General features: G+C 67.5%; 21 protein-coding genes and 1 tRNA gene. 8 read left to right on the plus strand and 14 right to left on the minus strand.

Annotation, left to right across the window (positions count from 1 at the left end; all coding sequences use genetic code 11):
• Window positions 1-47: 47 nt before the first annotated feature.
• Window positions 48-1433 carry an FAD-binding oxidoreductase gene (locus tag BMZ38_RS02405; protein ID WP_091333658.1) on the minus strand — a complete coding sequence of 462 codons (1386 nt, stop codon included), beginning with the start codon at window positions 1431-1433 and terminating at the stop codon, window positions 48-50.
• Window positions 1434-1555: 122 nt separating this feature from the next.
• Between BMZ38_RS02405 and serA the strand changes: the two genes are divergently transcribed.
• Window positions 1556-2788, plus strand: coding sequence for a phosphoglycerate dehydrogenase (gene serA, locus BMZ38_RS02410; protein ID WP_091333661.1), 1233 nt, complete (start codon window positions 1556-1558; stop codon window positions 2786-2788).
• A 164-nt stretch (window positions 2789-2952) separates the two neighbouring features.
• Here serA and BMZ38_RS02415 read toward each other — a convergent pair.
• The 7 genes from BMZ38_RS02415 to rpmI form a co-directional block, all read right to left on the minus strand.
• A tRNA-Pro gene (locus BMZ38_RS02415) sits at window positions 2953-3029 on the minus strand.
• Window positions 3030-3081: 52 nt separating this feature from the next.
• The gene (locus tag BMZ38_RS02420; RefSeq protein ID WP_091333664.1) at window positions 3082-3438 is read right to left on the minus strand and encodes a MerR family transcriptional regulator; all 357 of its coding nucleotides are present in this window, start codon (window positions 3436-3438) and stop codon (window positions 3082-3084) included.
• Entirely contained in the window at window positions 3419-3718 is a 300-nt protein-coding gene (gene ihfA, locus BMZ38_RS02425; protein ID WP_091333672.1) for an integration host factor subunit alpha, read from the minus strand. The genes BMZ38_RS02420 and ihfA overlap by 20 nt, the downstream gene beginning before the upstream one ends.
• Before the next feature lies 1 nt (window position 3719).
• Window positions 3720-6098 carry a phenylalanine--tRNA ligase subunit beta gene (gene pheT / locus BMZ38_RS02430; protein ID WP_091333675.1) on the minus strand — a complete coding sequence of 793 codons (2379 nt, stop codon included), beginning with the start codon at window positions 6096-6098 and terminating at the stop codon, window positions 3720-3722.
• A gap of 21 nt (window positions 6099-6119) precedes the next feature.
• Window positions 6120-7115 carry a phenylalanine--tRNA ligase subunit alpha gene (gene pheS / locus BMZ38_RS02435; RefSeq protein WP_091333677.1) on the minus strand — a complete coding sequence of 332 codons (996 nt, stop codon included), beginning with the start codon at window positions 7113-7115 and terminating at the stop codon, window positions 6120-6122.
• A gap of 256 nt (window positions 7116-7371) precedes the next feature.
• Window positions 7372-7731 carry a 50S ribosomal protein L20 gene (gene rplT, locus BMZ38_RS02440; RefSeq protein WP_091333679.1) on the minus strand — a complete coding sequence of 120 codons (360 nt, stop codon included), beginning with the start codon at window positions 7729-7731 and terminating at the stop codon, window positions 7372-7374.
• A gap of 15 nt (window positions 7732-7746) precedes the next feature.
• Window positions 7747-7944 carry a 50S ribosomal protein L35 gene (gene rpmI / locus BMZ38_RS02445; RefSeq protein ID WP_026635107.1) on the minus strand — a complete coding sequence of 66 codons (198 nt, stop codon included), beginning with the start codon at window positions 7942-7944 and terminating at the stop codon, window positions 7747-7749.
• Window positions 7945-8167: 223 nt separating this feature from the next.
• Between rpmI and BMZ38_RS02450 the strand changes: the two genes are divergently transcribed.
• The 3 genes from BMZ38_RS02450 to BMZ38_RS02460 are packed head-to-tail and all read left to right on the plus strand — an operon-like array spanning window position 8168 to window position 10178.
• Window positions 8168-9070 (plus strand): hydroxymethylglutaryl-CoA lyase, encoded by a 903-nt coding sequence (locus tag BMZ38_RS02450; protein WP_091333681.1) that lies wholly within the window; start codon window positions 8168-8170, stop codon window positions 9068-9070.
• Window positions 9071-9106: 36 nt separating this feature from the next.
• Entirely contained in the window at window positions 9107-9595 is a 489-nt protein-coding gene (locus BMZ38_RS02455; RefSeq protein ID WP_091333683.1) for a GNAT family N-acetyltransferase, read from the plus strand.
• A gap of 7 nt (window positions 9596-9602) precedes the next feature.
• Window positions 9603-10178 carry a GNAT family N-acetyltransferase gene (locus BMZ38_RS02460; RefSeq protein WP_091333684.1) on the plus strand — a complete coding sequence of 192 codons (576 nt, stop codon included), beginning with the start codon at window positions 9603-9605 and terminating at the stop codon, window positions 10176-10178.
• A 69-nt stretch (window positions 10179-10247) separates the two neighbouring features.
• Here BMZ38_RS02460 and BMZ38_RS02465 read toward each other — a convergent pair whose 3' ends face one another.
• The gene (locus BMZ38_RS02465) at window positions 10248-11042 is read right to left on the minus strand and encodes a thymidylate synthase (protein WP_091333687.1); all 795 of its coding nucleotides are present in this window, start codon (window positions 11040-11042) and stop codon (window positions 10248-10250) included.
• A 103-nt stretch (window positions 11043-11145) separates the two neighbouring features.
• Between BMZ38_RS02465 and BMZ38_RS02470 the strand changes: the two genes are divergently transcribed.
• Entirely contained in the window at window positions 11146-12153 is a 1008-nt protein-coding gene (locus tag BMZ38_RS02470) for a TIGR00266 family protein (RefSeq protein ID WP_091333689.1), read from the plus strand.
• Between the two features lie 84 nt (window positions 12154-12237).
• On the opposite strand, the gene lgt is transcribed toward BMZ38_RS02470, so the two are convergent.
• On the minus strand, window positions 12238-13116 hold the full coding sequence (gene lgt / locus BMZ38_RS02475) for a prolipoprotein diacylglyceryl transferase (protein WP_091333691.1): 879 nt from the start codon (window positions 13114-13116) through the stop codon (window positions 12238-12240).
• 181 nt (window positions 13117-13297) lie between these two features.
• Between lgt and BMZ38_RS02480 the strand changes: the two genes are divergently transcribed.
• Window positions 13298-15241, plus strand: a complete 1944-nt coding sequence (locus BMZ38_RS02480) for an alpha/beta hydrolase family protein (RefSeq protein ID WP_091334343.1) — start codon at window positions 13298-13300, stop codon at window positions 15239-15241.
• Window positions 15242-15286: 45 nt separating this feature from the next.
• On the opposite strand, the gene BMZ38_RS02485 is transcribed toward BMZ38_RS02480, so the two are convergent.
• From BMZ38_RS02485 to BMZ38_RS02495, 3 genes are read right to left on the minus strand one after another with little or no spacing between them, the layout of a single operon-like run.
• Window positions 15287-15790 carry a TPM domain-containing protein gene (locus BMZ38_RS02485; protein ID WP_091333693.1) on the minus strand — a complete coding sequence of 168 codons (504 nt, stop codon included), beginning with the start codon at window positions 15788-15790 and terminating at the stop codon, window positions 15287-15289.
• Entirely contained in the window at window positions 15790-16692 is a 903-nt protein-coding gene (locus tag BMZ38_RS02490) for a TPM domain-containing protein (RefSeq protein WP_091333695.1), read from the minus strand. Before BMZ38_RS02490 ends, BMZ38_RS02485 begins: the two co-directional genes overlap by 1 nt.
• A gap of 1 nt (window position 16693) precedes the next feature.
• Window positions 16694-17317 carry a LemA family protein gene (locus BMZ38_RS02495; RefSeq protein ID WP_091333697.1) on the minus strand — a complete coding sequence of 208 codons (624 nt, stop codon included), beginning with the start codon at window positions 17315-17317 and terminating at the stop codon, window positions 16694-16696.
• Window positions 17318-17518: 201 nt separating this feature from the next.
• Here BMZ38_RS02495 and BMZ38_RS02500 point away from each other — a divergent pair, with 201 nt between their 5' ends.
• Complete coding sequence (locus tag BMZ38_RS02500) at window positions 17519-18310, plus strand: hypothetical protein (protein WP_091461938.1); 792 nt, start codon at window positions 17519-17521, stop codon at window positions 18308-18310.
• 77 nt (window positions 18311-18387) lie between these two features.
• Here the strand turns inward: BMZ38_RS02500 and BMZ38_RS02505 are convergent, their stop codons facing one another.
• Window positions 18388-18768 (minus strand): diacylglycerol kinase, encoded by a 381-nt coding sequence (locus tag BMZ38_RS02505; RefSeq protein ID WP_091333701.1) that lies wholly within the window; start codon window positions 18766-18768, stop codon window positions 18388-18390.
• Between the two features lie 254 nt (window positions 18769-19022).
• Between BMZ38_RS02505 and BMZ38_RS02510 the strand changes: the two genes are divergently transcribed.
• The gene (locus BMZ38_RS02510) at window positions 19023-20579 is read left to right on the plus strand and encodes a peptide MFS transporter (RefSeq protein WP_091333703.1); all 1557 of its coding nucleotides are present in this window, start codon (window positions 19023-19025) and stop codon (window positions 20577-20579) included.
• Window positions 20580-20593: the final 14 nt, after the last annotated feature.

A 20593-nucleotide genomic window follows, 5' to 3' on the forward strand; every position in this document is an offset into this window, starting at 1 on the left:
TGTCCCGGCGGGCACGACCTGCCCTCTGCAAGCGAGGGAGCCGCAGCTCACTCGAACAGCTTGCCCGGATTGAGAATGCCATGGGGATCGAACACGGTGCGCACCCCGCGCATCAACGCAATCTCCGCCGCGCTGCGCGTGCTGTCCAGGTAGGCGCGCTTGACCAGCCCGATACCATGCTCGGCCGAAATGCTGCCGCCGTGGCGCTGCAGCGCGTCGGCGAGCAATCGCGTCACCCGCTCGCAATGGGCAAGGAATTCCGCCTGCGCCATGTCTTCCGGCGGCAGCACGTTGATGTGCAGGTTGCCGTCGCCGATGTGGCCGAACCAGACCACTTCCATCTGCGGATACGCGCGCGCCAGCAGCGCCTGCATCTCGTGCAGGAACGCCGGCATGGCACTGATGCGCAGGGCGATGTCGTTCTTGTACGGCTTGCGCGGCGCCAGGCTTTCGGTGATGCCCTCGCGCAGCCGCCACAGCGCGGCGGCCTGTGCCTCGTTCTGCGCGATCACGCCATCGCTGATCCAGCCCTCGCGCACGCCCTCTTCGAAGGCCAGCAACGCGGCCTGCTCGTCGCGGTCCTCCAGTGCGTCGTATTCGGCCACCACGTAATAGGGTTCGCTGGCGTCAATCGCGCGCTGCGCGCCGTGAGCCAGCACGTGCTTCAGCGCCACATCGGTGAAAAACTCGAATGCCTGCAGTTTGAGCCGCGAACGGAACAGCCCGAACACTTCCATCAGCGCATCCATGTGTGGCAGCGCCAGCAACATGGTCTGCGCCGGTGGCGACGGATCGGTGAGCTTCAGCTGTGCGCCCACCACCACGCCAAGCGTGCCCTCCGAGCCGATCATCAGCTGGCGCAGGTCGTAGCCACTGGAATTCTTGACCAGGCCGCGGTTGAGCTCCAGCAGCTCGCCGTTGCCGGCAACGACGGTAAGCCCGGCGATCCACTCGCGCGTGGTGCCGTGGCGGACCACCCGGATGCCGCCGGCATTGGTGGCGACGTTGCCGCCGATCGTGCAGGAGCCACGCGCGCCGAAATCCACCGGATACAGCAGTCCATGCTCGCGCGCCGCCTCGTGCACGGCATGCAGGGTGATGCCAGCCTCGACCTCGAGCAGGCGGTCGGTTGCGTCGAACCCGAGCACGCGGTTCATCCGCTGCAGGCTCAGCACCAGCTCGCCGCGCGCCGCTACGGCACCGCCGGAAAGACCGGTGCGCCCGCCCGAGGGCACCAGCGCGACCTGGCGCTCATTGGCCCAGCGTACGATCGCCTGCACCTCGGCGGCATCCGACGGCAACGCCACCGCCAGCGGCGCCGGCCCCCAGCGGCGGGTCCAGTCGCGCCCATAGTGGATCAGGTCGGTCAACTCGGTGAGCAGGCGCAGGCCCGGGACGCGGGCAGTGAGGTCGGCAAGGCGGGATTCGGTCATGGCGGCTCCGGGGGATGCCTTCAGCCTGCCAGAGGGCCCACGGCATGGTCCAGTGCTGCACTGCCGCAAAGCGCCGAAAGCTCTGGCATAGTAGGTCTTCGCCCCGGCACGGACCCGCACGCATGAAGACCTCCTTCCCCAAGCAGGACATCCGCGTACTCCTGCTCGAAGGCCTCAGCCGCAGCGCCGAGGAGACTTTCCGCCAGGCCGGCTACAGCCAGGTCGAGGCGCATCCGAAGGCGCTGCCGGAAGCCGAGCTCAAGGCGCGCCTGGCCGAGGCGCACATCGTGGGCATCCGCTCGCGCACCCAGCTCACGCCGGAGGTGCTCGAACATGCGCGGCGCCTGATCGCGGTCGGCTGCTTCTGCATCGGCACCAACCAGGTCGACCTGGGCGCGGCGCGCCGGCTCGGTGTGCCGGTCTTCAACGCGCCCTATTCCAATACCCGCAGCGTGGCCGAGCTGGTGGTCGCCGAGGCGATCATGCTGCTGCGCGGCATCCCGCAGAAGAACATGCAGTGCCACCGCGGCGGCTGGTCCAAGTCGGCGCTGGGCAGCTACGAGGCGCGCGGCAAGGTGCTGGGCATCGTCGGCTACGGCCACATCGGGACGCAGGTCGGCGTGCTGGCCGAGAGCATGGGCATGCGCGTGATTTTCCACGACATCGAGGCCAAGCTCGCGCTCGGCAACGCGCACGCCGCCGCCAGCCTGGAGGACCTGCTGGAGAGCGCCGACGTGGTCACGCTGCACGTGCCCGACACGCCGGCCACGCGCATGATGATCGGCGCGGAACAGCTCGCCTGCATGCGGTCCGGATCGTTGCTCATCAATGCCTCGCGCGGCAGCGTAGTAGACATCGACGCGCTGGCCGCTGCGCTGTTCAAGGGCCATCTGGGCGGGGCGGCGGTGGACGTGTTCCCGGCCGAGCCCAAGGCCAACGGCGATGCCTTCGTCTCGCCGCTGGTGGGCATGGACAACGTCATTCTCACCCCGCACATCGGAGGCAGCACGCTCGAGGCGCAGGACAACATCGGCGTGGAAGTGGCCAGCAAGCTGGTGCGCTACAGCGACAACGGCTCGACGCTCTCGGCGGTGAACTTTCCCGAGGTTTCGCTGCCGGAGCATCCACACAGCCGCCGCCTGCTGCACATCCACCGCAACGTACCCGGCACGCTCTCGCGCATCAACGAGCTGTTCTCGGCGGGCAACCTCAACATCGACGCGCAGTTCCTGCAGACCGACGCGGAGGTGGGTTATGTGGTGATCGACGTGTCGGCCGACGTGGCGCAGGCGCAAGCGCTGAAGGAGCGGATGGCAGCGATTCCGGGCACGTTGCGAGCGCGCGTACTGTATTGATTGCGCGCTGCCGCGGCTGTGGCCGATCGGGGGGCCCTGCTCCGCCGGCACCCTCTCCGGCCTGTCGCCCTCTCCCTGAAGGAGGGGATGCGGACGCGAACTAGACGCGGCGTATCGACCGCCAATGAAAAAGGCGCCGAGGCGCCCTTTTTCGTACTCCGAATTGGTCGGGGCGGCCGGATTCGAACCGACGACCCTCTGCCCCCCAGGCAGATGCGCTACCAGGCTGCGCTACGCCCCGATGCTTCGGCAAGACGACAAGTCTAGCAGCTGAACGGTCCCGTCCGGAAGCGTCAGCGACGCAGCAAGCTCAGGATTTCCTCCAGCTCCATGCGCACCTGGCGCACGATCTGGTGGGAGATGCTCGACTCCATGCGCGCCTGCGGGCCTTCCAGCCGCGCGCGGGCGCCGGTGATGGTGAAGCCCTCGTCGTACAGCAGGCCGCGAATCTGGCGGATCATCAACACGTCGTGGCGCTGGTAGTAGCGGCGGTTGCCACGGCGCTTGACCGGGTTGAGCGCGGGAAATTCCTGCTCCCAGTAGCGCAGCACGTGCGGTTTGACCCCGCACAGCTCGCTGACCTCACCGATGGTGAAGTAGCGCTTGGCCGGGATGGCGGGCAGTTCGGTGTTATTCCCTTGGTCCAGCATAGCTCTCGACTCGCACCTTGAGTTTCTGCCCCGGACGGAACGTCACCACGCGGCGGGCGGAAATCGGAATCTCCTCGCCCGTCTTGGGGTTGCGGCCCGGTCGCTGGTTCTTCTGACGCAGGTCGAAGTTGCCGAAACCCGACAGCTTCACCTGCTCGCCCCTTTCCAACGCTTCGCGGACGACCTCGAAATAGGCGTCCACGAACTCCTTCGCCTCACGCTTGTTGAGGCCCACCTCGAGGAAAAGGCGCTCGGCCATCTCCGCCTTGGTCAGCGCCATCTCAGCCTCGCAACTTTGCCTTGCATGTGGACTCCAACGCAGCTACCGCATCACGCACGCAGCGGTCCGCGTCGTCGTCGGTAAGCGTGCGTGAAGCGTCCTGCAAAATCAAGCCCATAGCGAGACTCTTTCGGCCCATATCGACGCCTTTGCCACTGTAGCGATCGAACAGCCGGAGCTCTTTGAGCACGCTGCCGAGGGTGCCGCGAACGGCCTGTTCGATCTGTGACCAGCACACATCTTCGGGGAACTCGACGGCAATGTCGCGACGAACCGAGGGGTACCGCGCCACCGGTCGCGCCTTCGGCAGCCAACGGTCCAGCAGCGGCGCCAGGGCCACTTCCAGGACGTGCACGTCCGGGCCCAGGTCCAGCGCCCTGGCCAGCTGCGGGTGCAGCGCGCCAAGGTAACCCACCGTCTCGCCGTCGCGAGCGACGCGCGCACCGCGGCCCGGGTGCAGCCATGCCGGCAGGCCATCGGCATGCCACGACCAACGTCCGGGCTCGCCGCCCCATGCGAGCAGCGCGTCCAGCTCACCTTTGAGATCGAAGAAGTCGAGCGGGCGGATGGGTTCGGCCCATTGCTCGGCATGTGCACTGCCGCAGGCGGCGATGGCCAGGCTGGGGGTTTCCACCGGCGGGTCACCGGCCGCGAACACGCGGGCCACCTCGAACAGCCGCACGCGGTCCTGCTGGCGCGCGCGGTTGTGGCGCAACGCCTCGACCAGGCCGGGCAGCAGCGAGGGGCGCATCACCGCCAGGTCTGCCGACAGTGGATTGGCCAGCGGCACCAGGTTTTGCGTGTAGCCCCAGCGCGCAAGCAACTCGGCGCTGACGAAAGACAGGTTGACCGCCTCGTAGTAGCCGCGTGCGGCGAGCTGTTCGCGCAGCGGGAGCTCGCCGATGCGCGCCTCGGGCTCGGGCGCGAGGGTGAGCGCGCCGGCGGGCGTGTGCGTCGGGATACGGTCGTAGCCGTAAACGCGCGCGACCTCCTCGATGAGGTCCTCCTCGCGCTCGATGTCGAAGCGGCTGGTCGGCGCGGTCACCTGCCAGCCGTCTGCGGTCGGGTGCACCGTCATGCCTAGCGCAGTAAAGATCCGCGTGACCTCCTCGTTCGGCACGGGAAGGCCCAGCACGCGCGCCAGGCGCGCACGACGCAGGACGACCGTGGCGGGCTGCGGCAGGTCGGCCGGGTTCTCGGCCGCCAGCACCGGACCGGCGTTGCCGCCAGCGATGGAAAGCAACAGTTCGGTCGCGCGCTCCAGCGCGCGACGCGGCAGTTCCGGGTCGACGCCGCGCTCGAAGCGGTGAGAGGCGTCGGTGTGCAGGCCGAGTTTGCGCGCGCGGCCCATGATCGCGGCCGGCGCGAAGTGCGCCGCTTCCAGGAAGATGTTGCGCGTGGCGTCGGTGACGCGCGAGTGGTGGCCGCCCATCACGCCGGCGACGGCCAGCCCCTTGCTGTCGTCGGCGATGAGCAGGAAGCCATCGTCCAGCTTCGCCTCGTTGCCGTCGAGCAGTTTCAGCGTCTCGCCGGCGCGTGCATGGCGCACGACGATGTCGCCTTCGAGCGTGTCGTTGTCGAACGCGTGCAAGGGCTGGCCCAGCTCCAGCATCACGTAGTTGGTCACGTCGACCACCGCGCTGATCGGGCGCAAGCCGGCCCGGCGCAGGCGTTCGGCCAACCACAGCGGCGAGCGCGCCGAAGCATCGATGCCTTCGATCACGCGGCCGAGGTAGCGCGGCGCATCCTTGCCGGCTTCCAGGCGGATGCCGCGGCGCGCGTCGGAGGTCACCGGTGCCGGCGCCTGCACCGGCACCAGCACGCGGCTGCCGAACAGTGCGGCCACGTCGTGCGCCAGGCCGACGAGTCCCAGGCAATCGGGACGGTTCGGGGTGAGCTTGAGTTCGATGCTGGCGTCGGGCAGGCCCAGGAGCGTCGCCAGTGGCTGGCCGACCGGCGCATCGGCCGGCAGCTCCAGCAAGCCGGAGGCGTCGGCGTCGATGCCCAGCTCCTTGGCCGAGCACAGCATGCCGGCCGATTCCACGCCGCGCAGCCTCGCGGCCTTGATCCTGATGTCGCCGGGCAGCACGGCGCCGACCATCGCCAGCGGAGCCTTCAGGCCCACGCGTGCGTTGGGCGCGCCGCAGACGATCTGCAGCGGCTCGCCCTGCCCGGTGGCGACCTTGCAGATCCTCAGTCGATCGGCTTCCGGATGCTTCTCGGCGGAGACGATCTCGCCTACCACCACACCGGCCAGGCCTTCGCCCAGCGCGGTCAGTTCTTCCACTTCCAGCCCGGCCATGGTCAGCGCATGGGCCAGTTGGGCGCGGTCGGCCTGGATCTCGACCAGCTCGCGCAGCCAGTTCTCGGAGAATTTCATCGGTACGTTTTCCTTGCCGGCTTACGCGAACTGCTTGAGGAAGCGCAGGTCGTTCTCGAAGAACGCGCGCAGGTCCGAGACGCCATAGCGCAGCATGGCGAAGCGCTCCACGCCCAGGCCGAAGGCGAAGCCGGTGTAGCGCTCCGGGTCGATGCCGCAGTTGGCCAGCACGTTCGGATGGACCATGCCGCAGCCGAGCACCTCCAGCCAGCGGCTCTGGCCGTCTTCCGTTTCCCAGCGGATGTCCACCTCGGCCGAGGGTTCGGTGAAGGGGAAGTAGCTGGGCCGGAAACGCATCTCGAAGTCGCGTTCGAAGAACGCGCGCACGAACTCGGCCAGCGTGCCTTTCAGATCAGCGAAGCTGGAAGTCTCGTCGACCAGCAGACCCTCGATCTGGTGGAACATCGGCGAATGGGTCTGGTCCGAGTCGCTGCGGTAGACCTTGCCCGGCGCGATGATGCGGATCGGCGGCTGGCGGCCCTGCATCGAGCGGATCTGCACCGGGGAGGTGTGCGTGCGCAACAGGCGCCCGTCACCGAAGTAGAAGGTGTCGTGCATGGCGCGCGCCGGATGGTGCGGCGGGAAGTTGAGCGCCTCGAAGTTGTGCCAGTCGTCCTCGATCTCCGGCCCCTCGGCGCGCTGGTAGCCCAGCCTGGCGAAGATCGCCGCGATGCGCTCGAGCGCGCGGGTGATCGGATGGATGCCGCCACGCTCACCGTCGCGGCCCGGCAGGGTGATGTCGAGCTTTTCGGAGTCCAGGCGGCGGTCGAGCTCGGCCTGCTCCAGCGACTGCTTGCGGGAGGCAAGAGCGTCGGCGAGGCGGTCCTTGACGCGATTTACCTCGGCACCGCGGACCTTGCGCTCGTCCGGAGCGAGGGTGCCGAGCGATTTCAGCGCAGCGGTGACGATGCCGCCCTTGCCGAGCAGGCCGACACGCAAGGCTTCCAGTGCGTCGAGCGTGGCGGCGGCGTCTATGTCGGCCAAGGCCTGAGTTGCGCGGCTTTCCAGATCGTCCATCGGTGCGAGTTCCGCTTTGGCTTCTAGCCCCTCTCCCCTCCGGGGAGAGGGTTGGGGTGAGGGGCTGCTCTAGCGTTGTTGCCGCGATCGAAAGCGGCTTTGATGGAGCCCAAGGCAAGCCTTGTCCCCCTCACCTCAATCCTCTCCCCGGAGGGGAGAGGAGGCCAACGCGAGAAGCAACGTTATTAAATAAAAACGGGGAGAAGGCGTTGGCCTTCTCCCCGCTTGATTTACAGCATACCGTCGGTGACGACGATCAAGCGGCCAGGCTGGCCTTCGCCTTTTCCGCGATGGCGCCAAACGCCTTGATGTCGTGCACGGCGATGTCCGCCAGCACCTTGCGGTCGATCGTGATGCCGGCCTTGGACAGGCCATTGATCAGGCGGCTGTAGGACAGGCCGAACTGACGCGCCGCGGCGTTGATGCGCACGATCCACAGCGCGCGGAACTGGCGCTTGCGCTGCTTGCGACCGATGTACGCGTACTGGCCGGCCTTGATGACGGCCTGGTTGGCAACGCGGAAGACCTTGCGACGGGCGTTGTAGTAGCCCTTCGCGCGGCCGATGATCTTCTTGTGACGACGACGGGCGGTAACGCCACGCTTTACACGAGCCATGGTGTTCTCCTTCCCTTAGACGTACGGCAACATGCGAGCCACACCCTTGGTGTCGCACGCCTTGACGTGGTTGGTGGCGCGCAGGTTGCGCTTACGCTTGGTCGACTTCTTGGTCAGGATGTGCGACTTGAAGGCGTGACCGGCCTTGAACTTGCCCGAGGCGGTCTTGCGAAAACGCTTCGCGGCCGCCCGGTTGGTCTTGATCTTGGGCATGGGAATGCTCCTGGGTGGGCTTGATTGCCCGGTTTCTGACTGATTCGGCGGTGACCCGCGAGCCACGCTTTCCGTCCTGCCGACATCGGTTCACGACCCGTCCGTGTGGGTCGAACCGGCGATTATACGGAGGAGTCCGGGGCAAAGCCAGCCTGCGGGGTGGTCTGTCCTCGCCGGGCGGTCGACCGGCTAAAGTGGGGGCTTCCCCGCACCCGGAGCCGCCATGACCGCCCCCGTCGATACCGTCCGGATCGTCGAAGTCGGCGCCCGCGACGGCTTGCAGAACGAAAAGACCCTGCTGCCGGCCGAGGTGAAGATCGCGCTGATCGACCGCCTGTCTTCCACCGGCCTTGGCACCATCGAGGCGACCAGCTTCGTCAGCCCCAGGTGGGTTCCGCAGTTGGCCGACGCGGCCGAGGTGTTCACCGGGATCCGCAAGGTGCCCGGCGTGCGCTACCCGGTGCTGGTGCCCAACCTGCAGGGCTACGAGCGCGCACGGGCGGTCGGGGCGCAGGAGATCGCGGTGTTCACCGCGGCCAGCGAGGCGTTCAACCGCAAGAACATCAACGCTTCGATCGACGAATCGATCGAGCGTTTCATGCCGGTGCTCGAGCGTGCTCGCGCCGACGGCGTGGCAGTACGCGGCTATGTCTCCACCGTGCTTGGTTGCCCCTACCAGGGTGCGGTCCCGGTCACGGACGTGGTGCGCGTGGCCGAGCGGCTGCGCGCGCTGGGCTGCTACGAGATATCGCTGGGCGACACCATCGGCGTAGGCACGCCGGCCAAGGCGCGCGCGATGCTGCGCGCGGTCGCGCAGGCGGTGCCGATGCATGCGCTGGCGGTGCACTTCCACGACACCTACGGCCAGGCGCTGGCGAACATCCTTGCCTGCCTGGAGGAGGGTGTGCGCGTAGTCGACAGCGCGGTCTCCGGCACGGGTGGTTGCCCTTATGCGAAGGGCGCCACCGGCAACGTGGCGACCGAGGACGTGGCCTACATGCTCGAGGGCATGGGGCTGCACACCGGCGTCGACCTGGACCTGCTCGTCGCTACCGGCGCCTGGCTCTCGGCCCAGCTGCACAAGGAAACGGCCAGCCGCGTCACCCGTGCGCGCACGGCCGCCTGATACCCGACATTCCACGACAGCAAGCCCCCCCGACCAATGACCGACAGCTTCCTGATCCGCCCCATCGAGCCCCGCGACGACGCAGCCGTGGCGTCGATCATCCGCACCGTGATGCCCGAGTTCGGCGCCGACGGCCCCGGCTTCGCCATCCACGATCCGGAGGTGGGGCACATGGCCGGAGCCTACGCGCGGGCCGGCTGCGCCTATTTCGTGGTCGAGCGCGAGGGCGTGGTCATCGGCGGCGCCGGCGTGGCTCCGCTGGAGGGCGGCGAGCCGGACGTGTGCGAGCTGCGCAAGATGTATTTCCTGCCGCAGGCGCGCGGCGTCGGCGCCGGCACGGCGATGATGCAGCGCTGCCTGGACGCGGCGCGCGCGCTGGGCTACCGCCGCTGCTACCTGGAAACCCTCACCGGCATGGACGCCGCACAGGTGCTTTACCGGCGCAGCGGATTTGCGCCGATCTGCCAGGCGATGGGCGGGACCGGCCACCACGGCTGCGACCGCTACTACCTGCGCGAGCTCTGAGCGGACCATGGCCATCCGCATCGCCTGTGCCGAGGACGCCGCAGCCGTCCACGCGATCTACGCGCCTTGCGTCACCCACGGCGTGGCCACGTTCGAAACATCCCCGCCGGGCGTGCCGGCGATGCGCGAAAGGATCGCCACCCGCCTGGCGCACTATCCCTGGCTGGTGTGGGAACACGCTGGCGAAGTGCTGGCCTATGCCTACGCCAGCCGGTTCCGCGAGCGCGCGGCGTACGACTGGATCGCCGAAACCTCGATCTACGTGCGCGAGGACGCCCGGCGCCACGGCATCGCCCGGCACCTGTACGGCGTCCTGCTGGAGACCATGCGGCTGCAAGGCATCAACCAGGCGGTCGGGGTGATCACCCTGCCGGGCGAAGCGAGCGTGCGGATACACGAGGCGATGGGATTCGAGTCGGCCGGCGTGTGGCGGCAGAGCGGCTACAAGCTTGGCCGCTGGTGGGATGTGGGCGTGTGGCAGAAGACCTTGCAGGCACCGGCGCAACCGCCGGCTCCGGTGACGCCGTTCGCGACGCTGCGCGATGGATCGGCAATGCGAGCGCTGTTGAGCGGCGAAACCTAGGGCAGGCATCAGGCCAATAAGGTTTGCTTGGTGGGCCGGACCCACCCGACGCTCGCGCCCTGCGGCTGCCTACACCGCGACTGGTGCCTTGATCGCCGGATGCGGCGCATACCCCTCCAGAGCGATGTCCTCGAAGCGAAAATCCTCCAGCGTCTGCACCTGGGGATTGAGCACCACGCGCGGCAACGGACGTGGCTCGCGGCCAAGCTGCAGGCGCGCCTGTTCCAGATGGTTGCTGTACAGGTGCGCATCGCCGAGCGTGTGCACGAAGTCGCCCACGCCCAGCCCGCACACCTGCGCCACCATGTGGGTGAGCAGTGCGTAGCTGGCGATGTTGAACGGCACGCCCAGGAAGATGTCGCCCGAGCGCTGGTAGAGCTGGCAGGAGAGTTTGCCGTCGGCGACGTAGAACTGGAACAGCGTGTGGCAGGGCATCAGCGCCATCTTCGGCAGTTCGCCCACGTTCCACGCGCTGACGATCAGGCGGCGCGAATCGGGATTGCGGCGGATCTCGTCCACCACCCAGCGGATCTGGTCGACCGCACCGCCATCGGCCGTCGGCCAGGCGCGCCACTGCTTGCCGTAGACCGGACCGAGGTTGCCCTGTGCATCGGCCCACTCGTCCCAGATGCTGACGCCGTGCTCCTTCAGATAGGCGACGTTGGTGTCGCCGCGCAGGAACCAGATCAGCTCGTGTACCACCGATTTCCAGTGCACCTTCTTGGTGGTGACCAGCGGAAAGCCCTCGCCGAGGTCGAAGCGCATCTGCCAGCCGAACACGCTTTTCGTGCCGGTGCCGGTACGGTCGGTCTTGTCGGTGCCGTGGTGGAGGACGTGGTCGAGCAGGTCGAGGTAGGCGCGCATGCGGCAAGGATAGCGTGCCCAACCCATCCCCATGACAACGGTCACTCCCCCGGCGCCCGCCCGCCGGCCTAGACTCGGGCCCTTCCACCAAGGGACGGCCAACATGACGCAGTGGTATTTCAGCTACGGCAACAATGAACGCATCGGTCCGCTCGACGACGAGGCCGCCCGTGCCCAGGCGCGCAGCCGGCCGGACGGCTACTGCTGGAAGGAAGGCTTCGGCGAGTGGCGGCCGATCCACAGCGTGTTCCAGCCTTCCACCGCAGTGGCCGTGGCGCCGCCGCCGGTGCCGGCCGGCCGCTACGGCGCCTCGGACGAAGTCGACTACCGCATCGTCGGCAACGACATGCAGTTCGTCGAGGTCGAGCTCGACCCGGGCGAGAGCGCCATCGCCGAGGCCGGCGCGCTGATGTACAAGGAATCGGCAGTGCAGATGGATACGGTGTTCGGCGACGGCTCCAGCGCCAGCCAGGGCGGCGGCCTGATGGGCAAGCTGATGTCCGCCGGCAGGCGCGTCATCACCGGCGAGAGTTTGTTCACCACTGTGTTCACCCACACCGGCAGCGGCAAGGCCAAGGTCGCCTTTGCCGCGCCCTACCCCGGGACCGTGATGGCAATGAAGCTGTCCGAGCACGGCGGGCGGCTGATCTGCCAGAAGGATTCGTTCCTGGCCGGCGCGCGCGGCGTGCAGCTGGGCATCTATTTCCAGCGCAAGATCCTCACCGGCCTGTTCGGCGGCGAGGGCTTCATCATGCAGAAGCTCGAGGGCGACGGCTGGGTGTTCGTGCACGCCGGCGGCACCGTGGTCGAGCGCGACCTGAAGGCCGGCGAACGGCTGGATGTCGACACCGGCTGCGTGGTCGCCTTCCACGACACGGTGAGCATGGACGTGCACCCGGTCGGCGGCATCAAGAGCATGCTGTTCGGCGGCGAAGGCGTGTTCCTCGCCTCGCTGACCGGCCCGGGCAAGGTGTGGCTGCAGTCGCTGCCGTTCTCGCGCATGGCCGGGCGCATGCTCGCGGCAGCGCCGCAGGGCGGCGGCCAGCGCCGCGGCGAGGGCTCGATCCTCGGCGGCCTGGGTGACCTGATCGGCGGCGACAGCAACTTCTAGCCCAGCCATGCGGAGGCGGGCTTCAGGTCCTTCGTCCGCCAGCCCGGGAGCCAGGGTGGGCTGAAGCCCCCCTTCCGGAAGGACTCAATGCGCGGCGGGCACCAGCGTCGGCGCCCGCCGCGACAGCGCCACCAGCACCAGCCCGACCACGATCAGCGGCAACGACTGCACCTGCCCCATGGTCAGCCAGCCCCACGCCAGGTAGCCCAGTTGCGGATCGGGCACGCGCACGAACTCCACGGCGAAGCGGAAGCAACCGTACATCAGCGCGAACAGTCCGGAGACCAGGTAGCGCGGACGCGGCTTCATCGATACCAGCCACAGCACCGCGAACATCACCACGCCCTCCAGCGCCATTTCGTACAACTGCGAGGGGTGCCGCGGCAGCCCGCCGTACTGCGCCAGCTGTTGCGCCAGCGCCGGCTGGTCACGCACCAGTTGCACGTCCTCCATGTGCGCGTTCGGGAAGATCATCGCCCACGCCACGCTGCCGGGCTTGCCCCACAGCTCGCCGTTGATGAAGTTGCCCAGCCGCCCCAGACCCAGGCCCAGCGGGACCAGCGGCGCGACGAAGTCCATGGTGTCGAAGAAATGCAGCCGGTGCCGCCGCGACCACCACCAGGCGGCCGCCAGCACGCCGATCAGGCCGCCGTGGAAGCTCATGCCGCCGTCCCACACCTTGAACAACGCCAGTGGCTCGGTCCAGATCCAGTGCAGGCCGCCGGCGTAGTAGAACAGCATGTACCAGACGCGCCCGCCGACGATGATGCCCAGCATCGCGTAGAAGGCCAGGTCGCTCAGCGCGTCGCGGCTTACCGGCAGCCTGCCCTGCTGGCGTCGCCGTTCGCCCAGCAGGCCCGCGCCCAGGAATCCCAGGAGATACATCAGGCCGTACCAGTGCACCTGCACGGGCCCGACGTGGAAGGCGACCGGATCGAACTGGACGGTGAAAGGCTGGGTCATAAGCGGCAGGCTGTGGGCAAAGACCAAGTGTAGCCGGGCCCGCCCGGCCAGCGCAGACCCTTCCGGCTCGTCGTTCGCCGTCACTAGAATGCGCTGGACGCGAGCGGCGTGGGGACGCCGCCGGCCGGCGGTCGTGCTCCCGGCCGTCGTGCGTGCGAACGAGCTTACGGGGAAAGGGATGATGAACCGATTCACGCAGGCCGTGCTGTGCGCTGCCGTGCTGCTGGCGCCGGCTGCCATGGCTGCCGACCTGTTGCCCGTGGAGGACTTCGCGCGCCACCCGCCGCTGTCGATGCCGCGGCTTTCTCCGGATGGCCAGTATCTGGCCGTGCGCTGGGATGACGGCGACTCGCATGCGTTGGTGGTCTATCGCATCAGCGACATGTCCAAGCCTGCCAGCATGCTGCACCTGCCCAAATACGAGCTTCCGCTCGGCATCTATTGGGTCGCCTCCGACCGGCTGGTGGTTGAAAAGGGCAAGGAGTTCGGCTCGCTCGACCGGCCCGTCTATACCGGCGAGATCATCGCCAGCGATGTCGACGGCAAGCACCAGGACTACCTCTACGGCTACGAAGTCCGGTTCAGTTCGCGCTCCGGCACACGCGGCACCGATCGTGGCTTCGGATTCGTCGATGGCCTTCCCGACAAGGCCAACGGCCATTTCTATATGGCCGCGACCAGTTGGAGCTCGCACGACACCAGTGCGCTGTACGACGTCGACGCCAGCGCCAACACCCGTCATCTGGTCGCCGACATCGGTATCGGCAACATGGGCTTCCTGATCGGTGACGACGGTCGTGCGCGCTATGCCTATGGCCGCAACGACGCTTTCAACTACGTTGTCTACCACCGCGAGAACGACCGCTGGAAGCAGCTGCCGCCCTCGCAGATCGGCGGCACTTTCTCGCCGGTCGAGGTCGCTCCGGACGAACGTCACATCTACGCCTACTACGATGCCGGGGGCGGCCCGGCCTCGCTGGTCGAACAGGATGAGTCGGGCTCGGCCCGCACGGTGCTGGCCTCCGCCGGCTTCGGCAACGTGGGCGACATCGAATGGACTGCCCTGCCCCGCCAACCGTTCGCCACGACCCACCAGACCGGCGTGCCACAGGCCAGCTACATCGACCCCAACCTGCCCGCGGCCAAGTTGCATCGCGCACTCAGCCTGAAGTTCCCGGGCCAGTACGTGCACTTCGTCGACTACAGCGAGGATGGCGGGCAACTGCTGTTCAGTGTGACCAGCGACCGCAACCCCGGCTCGTACTTCCTCATCGACACGCACACCTACAAGGTGCGCAAGCTGTTCGACCGGGCGCCGTGGATCGATCCGGCGAAGATGGCCGAGCGCCGGCCGCTGCATTTCAAGGCCAGCGACGGCAGGGAACTGGAGGCCATCCTCACCCTGCCGCCCGGCCGCACCGAGACCAACCTGCCGATGGTGCTGCTGCCCCACGGCGGTCCCATCGGCATCAGCGGCGACTGGTTCTATGACGACGATGCACAATTCCTTGCCAACCGCGGCTACCTGGTGCTGCAGGTCAACTACCGCGGCTCCGGTGGCCGCGGCGAGGATTTCCAGGAGGCCGGCTACCTCAAGTGGGGCACCGGCATCCAGCAGGACCTGATCGACGGCGTCAGGTGGGCGATCGCGCAGCACTACGCGGACCGGTCCCGCATCTGCGCCTACGGCGGCAGCTTCGGCGGTTATTCGGCCATGATGACGGTGATCCGCGCACCGGGCATGTTCAAGTGTGCGATCGGCTACGCCGGCGTGTACGACCTGAAGATGATGTACAAGAAGGGCGACGTGCGCGAAAGCAGGTCCGGGCGCAGCTACCTGACCACCGTGATCGGCCGCGACGACGCCGACCTGGACGCCAATTCGCCTGACAAGCTGGCCGATCGGATCGACGTGCCAGTGCTGCTGGTCCACGGCGAAGACGACCAACGCGCTCCCTTCGCCCAGGCCAAGGCCATGCGCGCCGCGCTCGACGCCGCGCACAAGCCCTACGAATGGATGAGCAGGCCGGGCGAGGGCCATGGCTTCTACAACGAGAAGAACCGTGTGGACTTCTACAATGCGCTACAGGCGTTCCTGGAGAAGCACATCGGCAAGGGCGCCTGACAGGCGGCGTCGGCACGAAGCGGCCGCCGATCGCGGCCGCTTTCTTCAAAGCAGTACCGGCCGGTCCGGCAACTCGTCGTGCTTGTCGCGGCCGTCCATCGGAAAATGCTCGCGCAGCAGGGCGTGGATCGCAGCCAATCCGGCCAGGCTGCCGTCGCGCCAGCGGGCGGCGGCGAAGTGCTCGCGCATGAGCGCGCAGACCGCATCCCATTGCGGCTGGGCCACGCGGCGCGCGATGCCGCGGTCGGCGACGATCTCGATGCGCTGTTCGGACAGCAGCAGGTAGATCAGTACACCGCTGTTGTCCTCGGTGTCCCACACGCGCAGCTGGGCGAACACCTCCTGCGCACGGATCCGCGCATCCACGCCGGACAGGACGGCGCGCACGGTGAGGCGCGACTCGACCGCGAAGCGAACTTCGCCCATGTGGTCGCGTTCGCCTACGGCGACGGCATCAGCCAGCTCGTCCAGCAGCATCGCCGGGAACCGCTGGCGCAGCTGGAACCAGCCGCCGAAAAGGTTGGCCATCAAGCGCTGCGTGCGCGTCATCACCAGCTCCCCGAGGAACCGCCGCCGCCGAAGCTGCCGCCGCCTCCGCTGAAACCGCCGCCGCCGCCGCCGAAGCCGCTCCCGCCGCCCAATCCGCCGCCCCCGAAACCGCCTCCGCCGAAGCCTCCCCAACCGCCCCAGCCACCGCGCCCGATCGAGCGCCCGCCGCCGCCCGGCAGCAACATCAGCACGCCGCCGATCACCGCGCCCAGCGCCGCCATGCCGAGGCTGGCGGCGATCAGCCACAGCACGCCACCGGTGATCCCCGCGCCCAATGGCGTGCGCACGAACAGGTTGGCGCGGCCGAACAGGTTGCGCAGGAAAAAGGCGATGAACACGCCGATCAGCAACGCCTGCTGGAAGTCGATGCCGCGGTGTTCGCGCGGCGCACCCTGCACCGGCGGCGGCAGCGGTTCGCCGTCGATCAACTGGGTCAGCGCACCGACCGCATCGGCGATGCCGCCGTAGTAGTCGCCTACCCGGAACTTCGGCGCGATGTACTCGCGGATGATCCGTGCCGTAGCGGCGTCGGGAATCGCGCCCTCCAGGCCATAGCCGACTTCGATGCGCACGCGCCGGTCATCCTTGGCGACCAGCAGCAGCACGCCGTCGTCGGTGCCCTTGCGGCCGACCTTGTTCCGTTCGGCCACGGCCAACGAGAAGCTTTCGATGTCCTGCTTACCGATGCTGCCGATCATCAGCACGACCAGCTGCGCACCCTTGCGTTTCTCCAGGTCGACCAGCTTCGCATCGAGCTGGTCCACCTGCTGCGCACTGAGCGTGCCGGTCAGGTCGGTGACGTGGCGCTTGAGCGCAGGCACCTCGGCCGCCTGCGCGCCGCAGCCTGCCGCAAGCAGCAGAGCGAACAGCAGCCATGCCAGCCGCGGCGCGCGAGGGACCATGTCAGTGCCCGGCCGAGGTGGCCGGCGCCGGCGAGGACGTGCCGAAATCCACCTTCGGTGCGGTGGAGATGGCCTTCTCGTTCTCCACGGTGAAGTTCGGCTTCACGCTGTAGCCGAACATCTTGGCGGTGAGGTTGTTGGGGAAGGTGCGGATCATCGAGTTGTATTGCTGCACCGCCTGCACGTAGCGGTTGCGCGCCACGGTGATGCGGTTCTCGGTGCCCTCCAGCTGCGCCTGCAGGTTCTGGAACAGGCCGTCCGCCTTCAGGTTCGGATAGTTCTCGCTGACCACCATCAGCCGCGACAGCGCGCTGGACAGCTCCCCCTGCGCCTGCTGGAACTGCTTGAGCTTCTGCGCGTCGTTGACCATGTCCGGGGTGACCTGCACGCTGCCGACGCGCGCGCGCGCATTGGTGACCTCGGTGAGCACACGCTCCTCATGCTGCGCGTAGCCCTTGACCGTGTTGACCAGGTTCGGTACCAGGTCGGCGCGCCGCTGGTACTGGTTGAGCACCTCGGACCAGGACGCCTTGACCGCCTCGTCCTGGCGCTGGATGGCGTTGTAGCCGCAGCCCGACAGGCCGATGGCGAGCAGCAGCAGGAACAGCGAGCGCAAGTGCTTCATGGGTGACTCCGCTACGTGGACAGCGCCCATTGCATCATCCGGCGCACGCAGGCGCAACGCATGACGCGCACGTCCTCCAGGCGCAGGTTGCCCCCGCGCAGGTATACCATCGGCCCTGTTCACCGGCGGGCATAGCGGTACGCCTTTCACCTGGATGTGCATCGGAGAACCCTCATGCATCGGGCTCATCGCCTGTCCCTCTTGCTGGCCACGCTGGCCGCTCTCGCCTGCACCGCTGCGGCTTCGGACGATCCTCCCGGCAAGAGCGCCGACGAAGTACTGGCCGCCATGGATCGCACTTCGACCTATGGCCATCCGGACGAGTTCCACGAATTTGCCGGAATGCACTGCTACATGGCAGGCAACTACCCGTGCGCAATGGCCCATTTCCTGCAGGCTGCGCGCTATGCCGACAAGCTGTCGCAACTGGGCATCGGCCTGATGTACCTCAACGGCGAGGGCGCCTCGCGCGATCCGGTCGCCGCCTTTGCATGGGTGGCTATCGCGGCCGAGCGCAAGTATCCGCAGTTTGTCGCCACGCGCGACCGCATCTGGGCGGGCCTCGACGCCACCCAGCGGGCCGCGGCAGCGGCCATGGTTGACCAGCTCTATCCAGAGTACGGCGATGCCTCGGCCAAGCCGAGGATGGCCAAGGTACTGCGGCGCGTCGCTTCCGGTATGACCGGCTCGCTCCTGGGCTTTGGGGCAAGCTCGATCGAAACGATGACGCCTGCCCAGTACCTGGGCCTGGCGACCATGCCGGGGCTGGCGAGCGGCTCTGGAGGGGCCATGCCGCCCTGCGGCGCGTCATCCATCGACGGCGCGCCGATTACCGGGTGCGGCAACGTGTATGCGCAGTGGCGTTGGGACCCGAAGCAGTATTTCGAGTCACGCGATGCCGCACGGACCGGAGTGGTCACGGTTGGGCCGCTTGAACAGGTGCGCCGCGATGCCACATCCAACCATCCCGCAAGCGATGGCAACCAGAGATAGGGCCGCGTGAAGCGATCGGCACGCCTGGCCGCAGAGGCCGCTACCCGCTTACCCCCAGGGGTACCAAGCTCTCCAACCTAGAACGCAGCTGGCAACCGGGGGCCCACGATGAGCACCCAGCTCAGCCCCATCAGCACCAGCAAGACGAACACCGCCGCCGAGCCCATGTCCTTGGCGCGTCCGGCGAGTTCGTGGAACTCGGGGCTGACCTTGTCCACCACCGCCTCGATCGCCGAGTTGAGCAACTCGGCAGAAAGCACCAGGAACATCGGCAGCACCAGCGCCAGCTTCTCCAGCGCACCCTGGCCGAGGTAGAGGCCCAGCGGGATCACCAGGACGCCCAGGCAGACCTCGAAGCGGAACGATGCCTCGTGACGCCAGCCGGCGCGCAGGCCTTTCATGGACCAACGGAACGCATTCCAGAGCTGGCGCGGTCCGCGGAAACCTTCGGCAGCCATGCCGTCAGCCCGCCGCGGGCAGGAAACCGGCGCAGTACGAATGCGGCGGAAGCTGGATGGTGGGCATGGCGGCGGCTCTCGCTTTTCCTCGGCGGCAAGCGCGCGATGATGCCATAGCGTACGCAGCGGCACGGATGTCGCAGTGCAGCGTCATCTCCGCGTCGGATGGGTTACCCTCGAGCGATTGCACCCCGGTCCAGGGTTGCAGAGCAGGCCGCGCCGCGGCAGTCAGTATTCGTCCGCTCGGAAATTCCATGGCAATCCAGAATCCTCCCGTGTCGCAGACACGATCCTTCAGCACCGTTTTCCTGATCGAAATGTGGGAGCGCTTCGGCTTCTACGGCATGCAGGTGCTGATGGTCACCTACATGATGAAGAAGCTCGGCTTCGTCGACACCCACGCCAACCTGGTGTGGGGCGCGGCCGCCGCGCTGATCTATGCGACGCCCGCCATCGGCGGCTGGGTCGGCGATAAGCTGATCGGCACGCGGCGCACGATGCTCACCGGTGCGGTAGTGCTGGGCCTCGGCTACGCGATGCTGTGGATTCCCACCGACAATCCATACCTGCTGTATTGCGCGCTGGGCGTGATCATCGTCGGCAACGGCTTCTTCAAGCCCAACGCCGGCAACCTCGTGCGCAAGATCTACGAGGGCGACGACACCAGGATCGACAGCGCGTTCACGATCTACTACATGGCGGTCAACGTCGGCTCGATGATTTCGATGACCCTGACGCCGTGGGTGCGCGACTACGTGGGCGAGCGCTACGGCGACGCCTGGGGCTGGCACACCGCCTTCGGCATCTGCGCCATCGGCCTGCTGCTCGGCCTGGTCAACTACACGCTGATGAGCCGCACGCTGCGCCACATCGGCTCGGCGCCGGACCGCAAACCATTCGACCTCACCCGTTTCGGGCTCGTGATGCTGGCGGCGGTCGGCATGGTGTTCGTCTCGGCCTTCATCCTGCAAAGCCAGACGGTGGCGCGCATCTGCGTGTATGCCGCCGGCGTGGTGATCCTGGGCATCTTCATCCACCTGATCCGCTCCAGCGAGCGCAGCGAGCGCGCCGGCCTGGTCGCCGCACTGGTGCTGACGGTCCAGACGATCTTCTTCTTCATCTTCTACCAGCAGATGTCCACCTCGCTGAACCTGTTCGCGCAGAAGAACGTAAACCTCGACTTCAGCGTGTTCGGCATGCACCTGTTCACCTGGATCCCGGAGCAGTACCAGAACTTGAACGCGATCTGGATCGTGCTGTTGAGCCCCGTGCTGGTGTTCCTCTACAACTCGCTCGGCCGTATCGGCAAGGATCCTTCGGTCGCCGCCAAGTTCGCCTGGGGTTTCGCCGCCGTGGCCGCCGGCTTCTTCATGTATGGCGTCGGCGCGCATTGGGCCGTCGCCGGCCAGGTGTCCTCCTGGACCATGGTCTGGGGCTACGGCTTCTATTCGCTCGGCGAGTTGCTGGTCTCGGGTCTCGGCCTGGCGATGATCGCCCGGTACGTCCCGGCGCGCATGGGCGGCTTCATGATGGGCGCCTACTACGTCGCCTCCGGCATCTCGCAGTACCTGGGCAGCGTCGTGGCCAACTTCGCGCACATTCCCGAAGGCCTCAGCGACCCGGTGCAGTCGCTGCAGATCTACACCAGCCTGTTCACCAAGCTCGGCTGGGTGGGCGTGGGCTGCACGGCCATCGCCGTGGCAGTGCTGCCGCTGATGAAGAAGCTCTCCAACAGCCACGCCGAGCACGCCGCTGCGGCCGACCCGCTGCCGCCGGTGCGCAGCGAGGAAGGCTGGGAACTGCCGGGTTGATCCTGGAGGCGCCG

Source organism: Frateuria terrea (assembly GCF_900115705.1).
Taxonomy (GTDB): Bacteria; Pseudomonadota; Gammaproteobacteria; order Xanthomonadales; family Rhodanobacteraceae; genus Frateuria_A; species Frateuria_A terrea.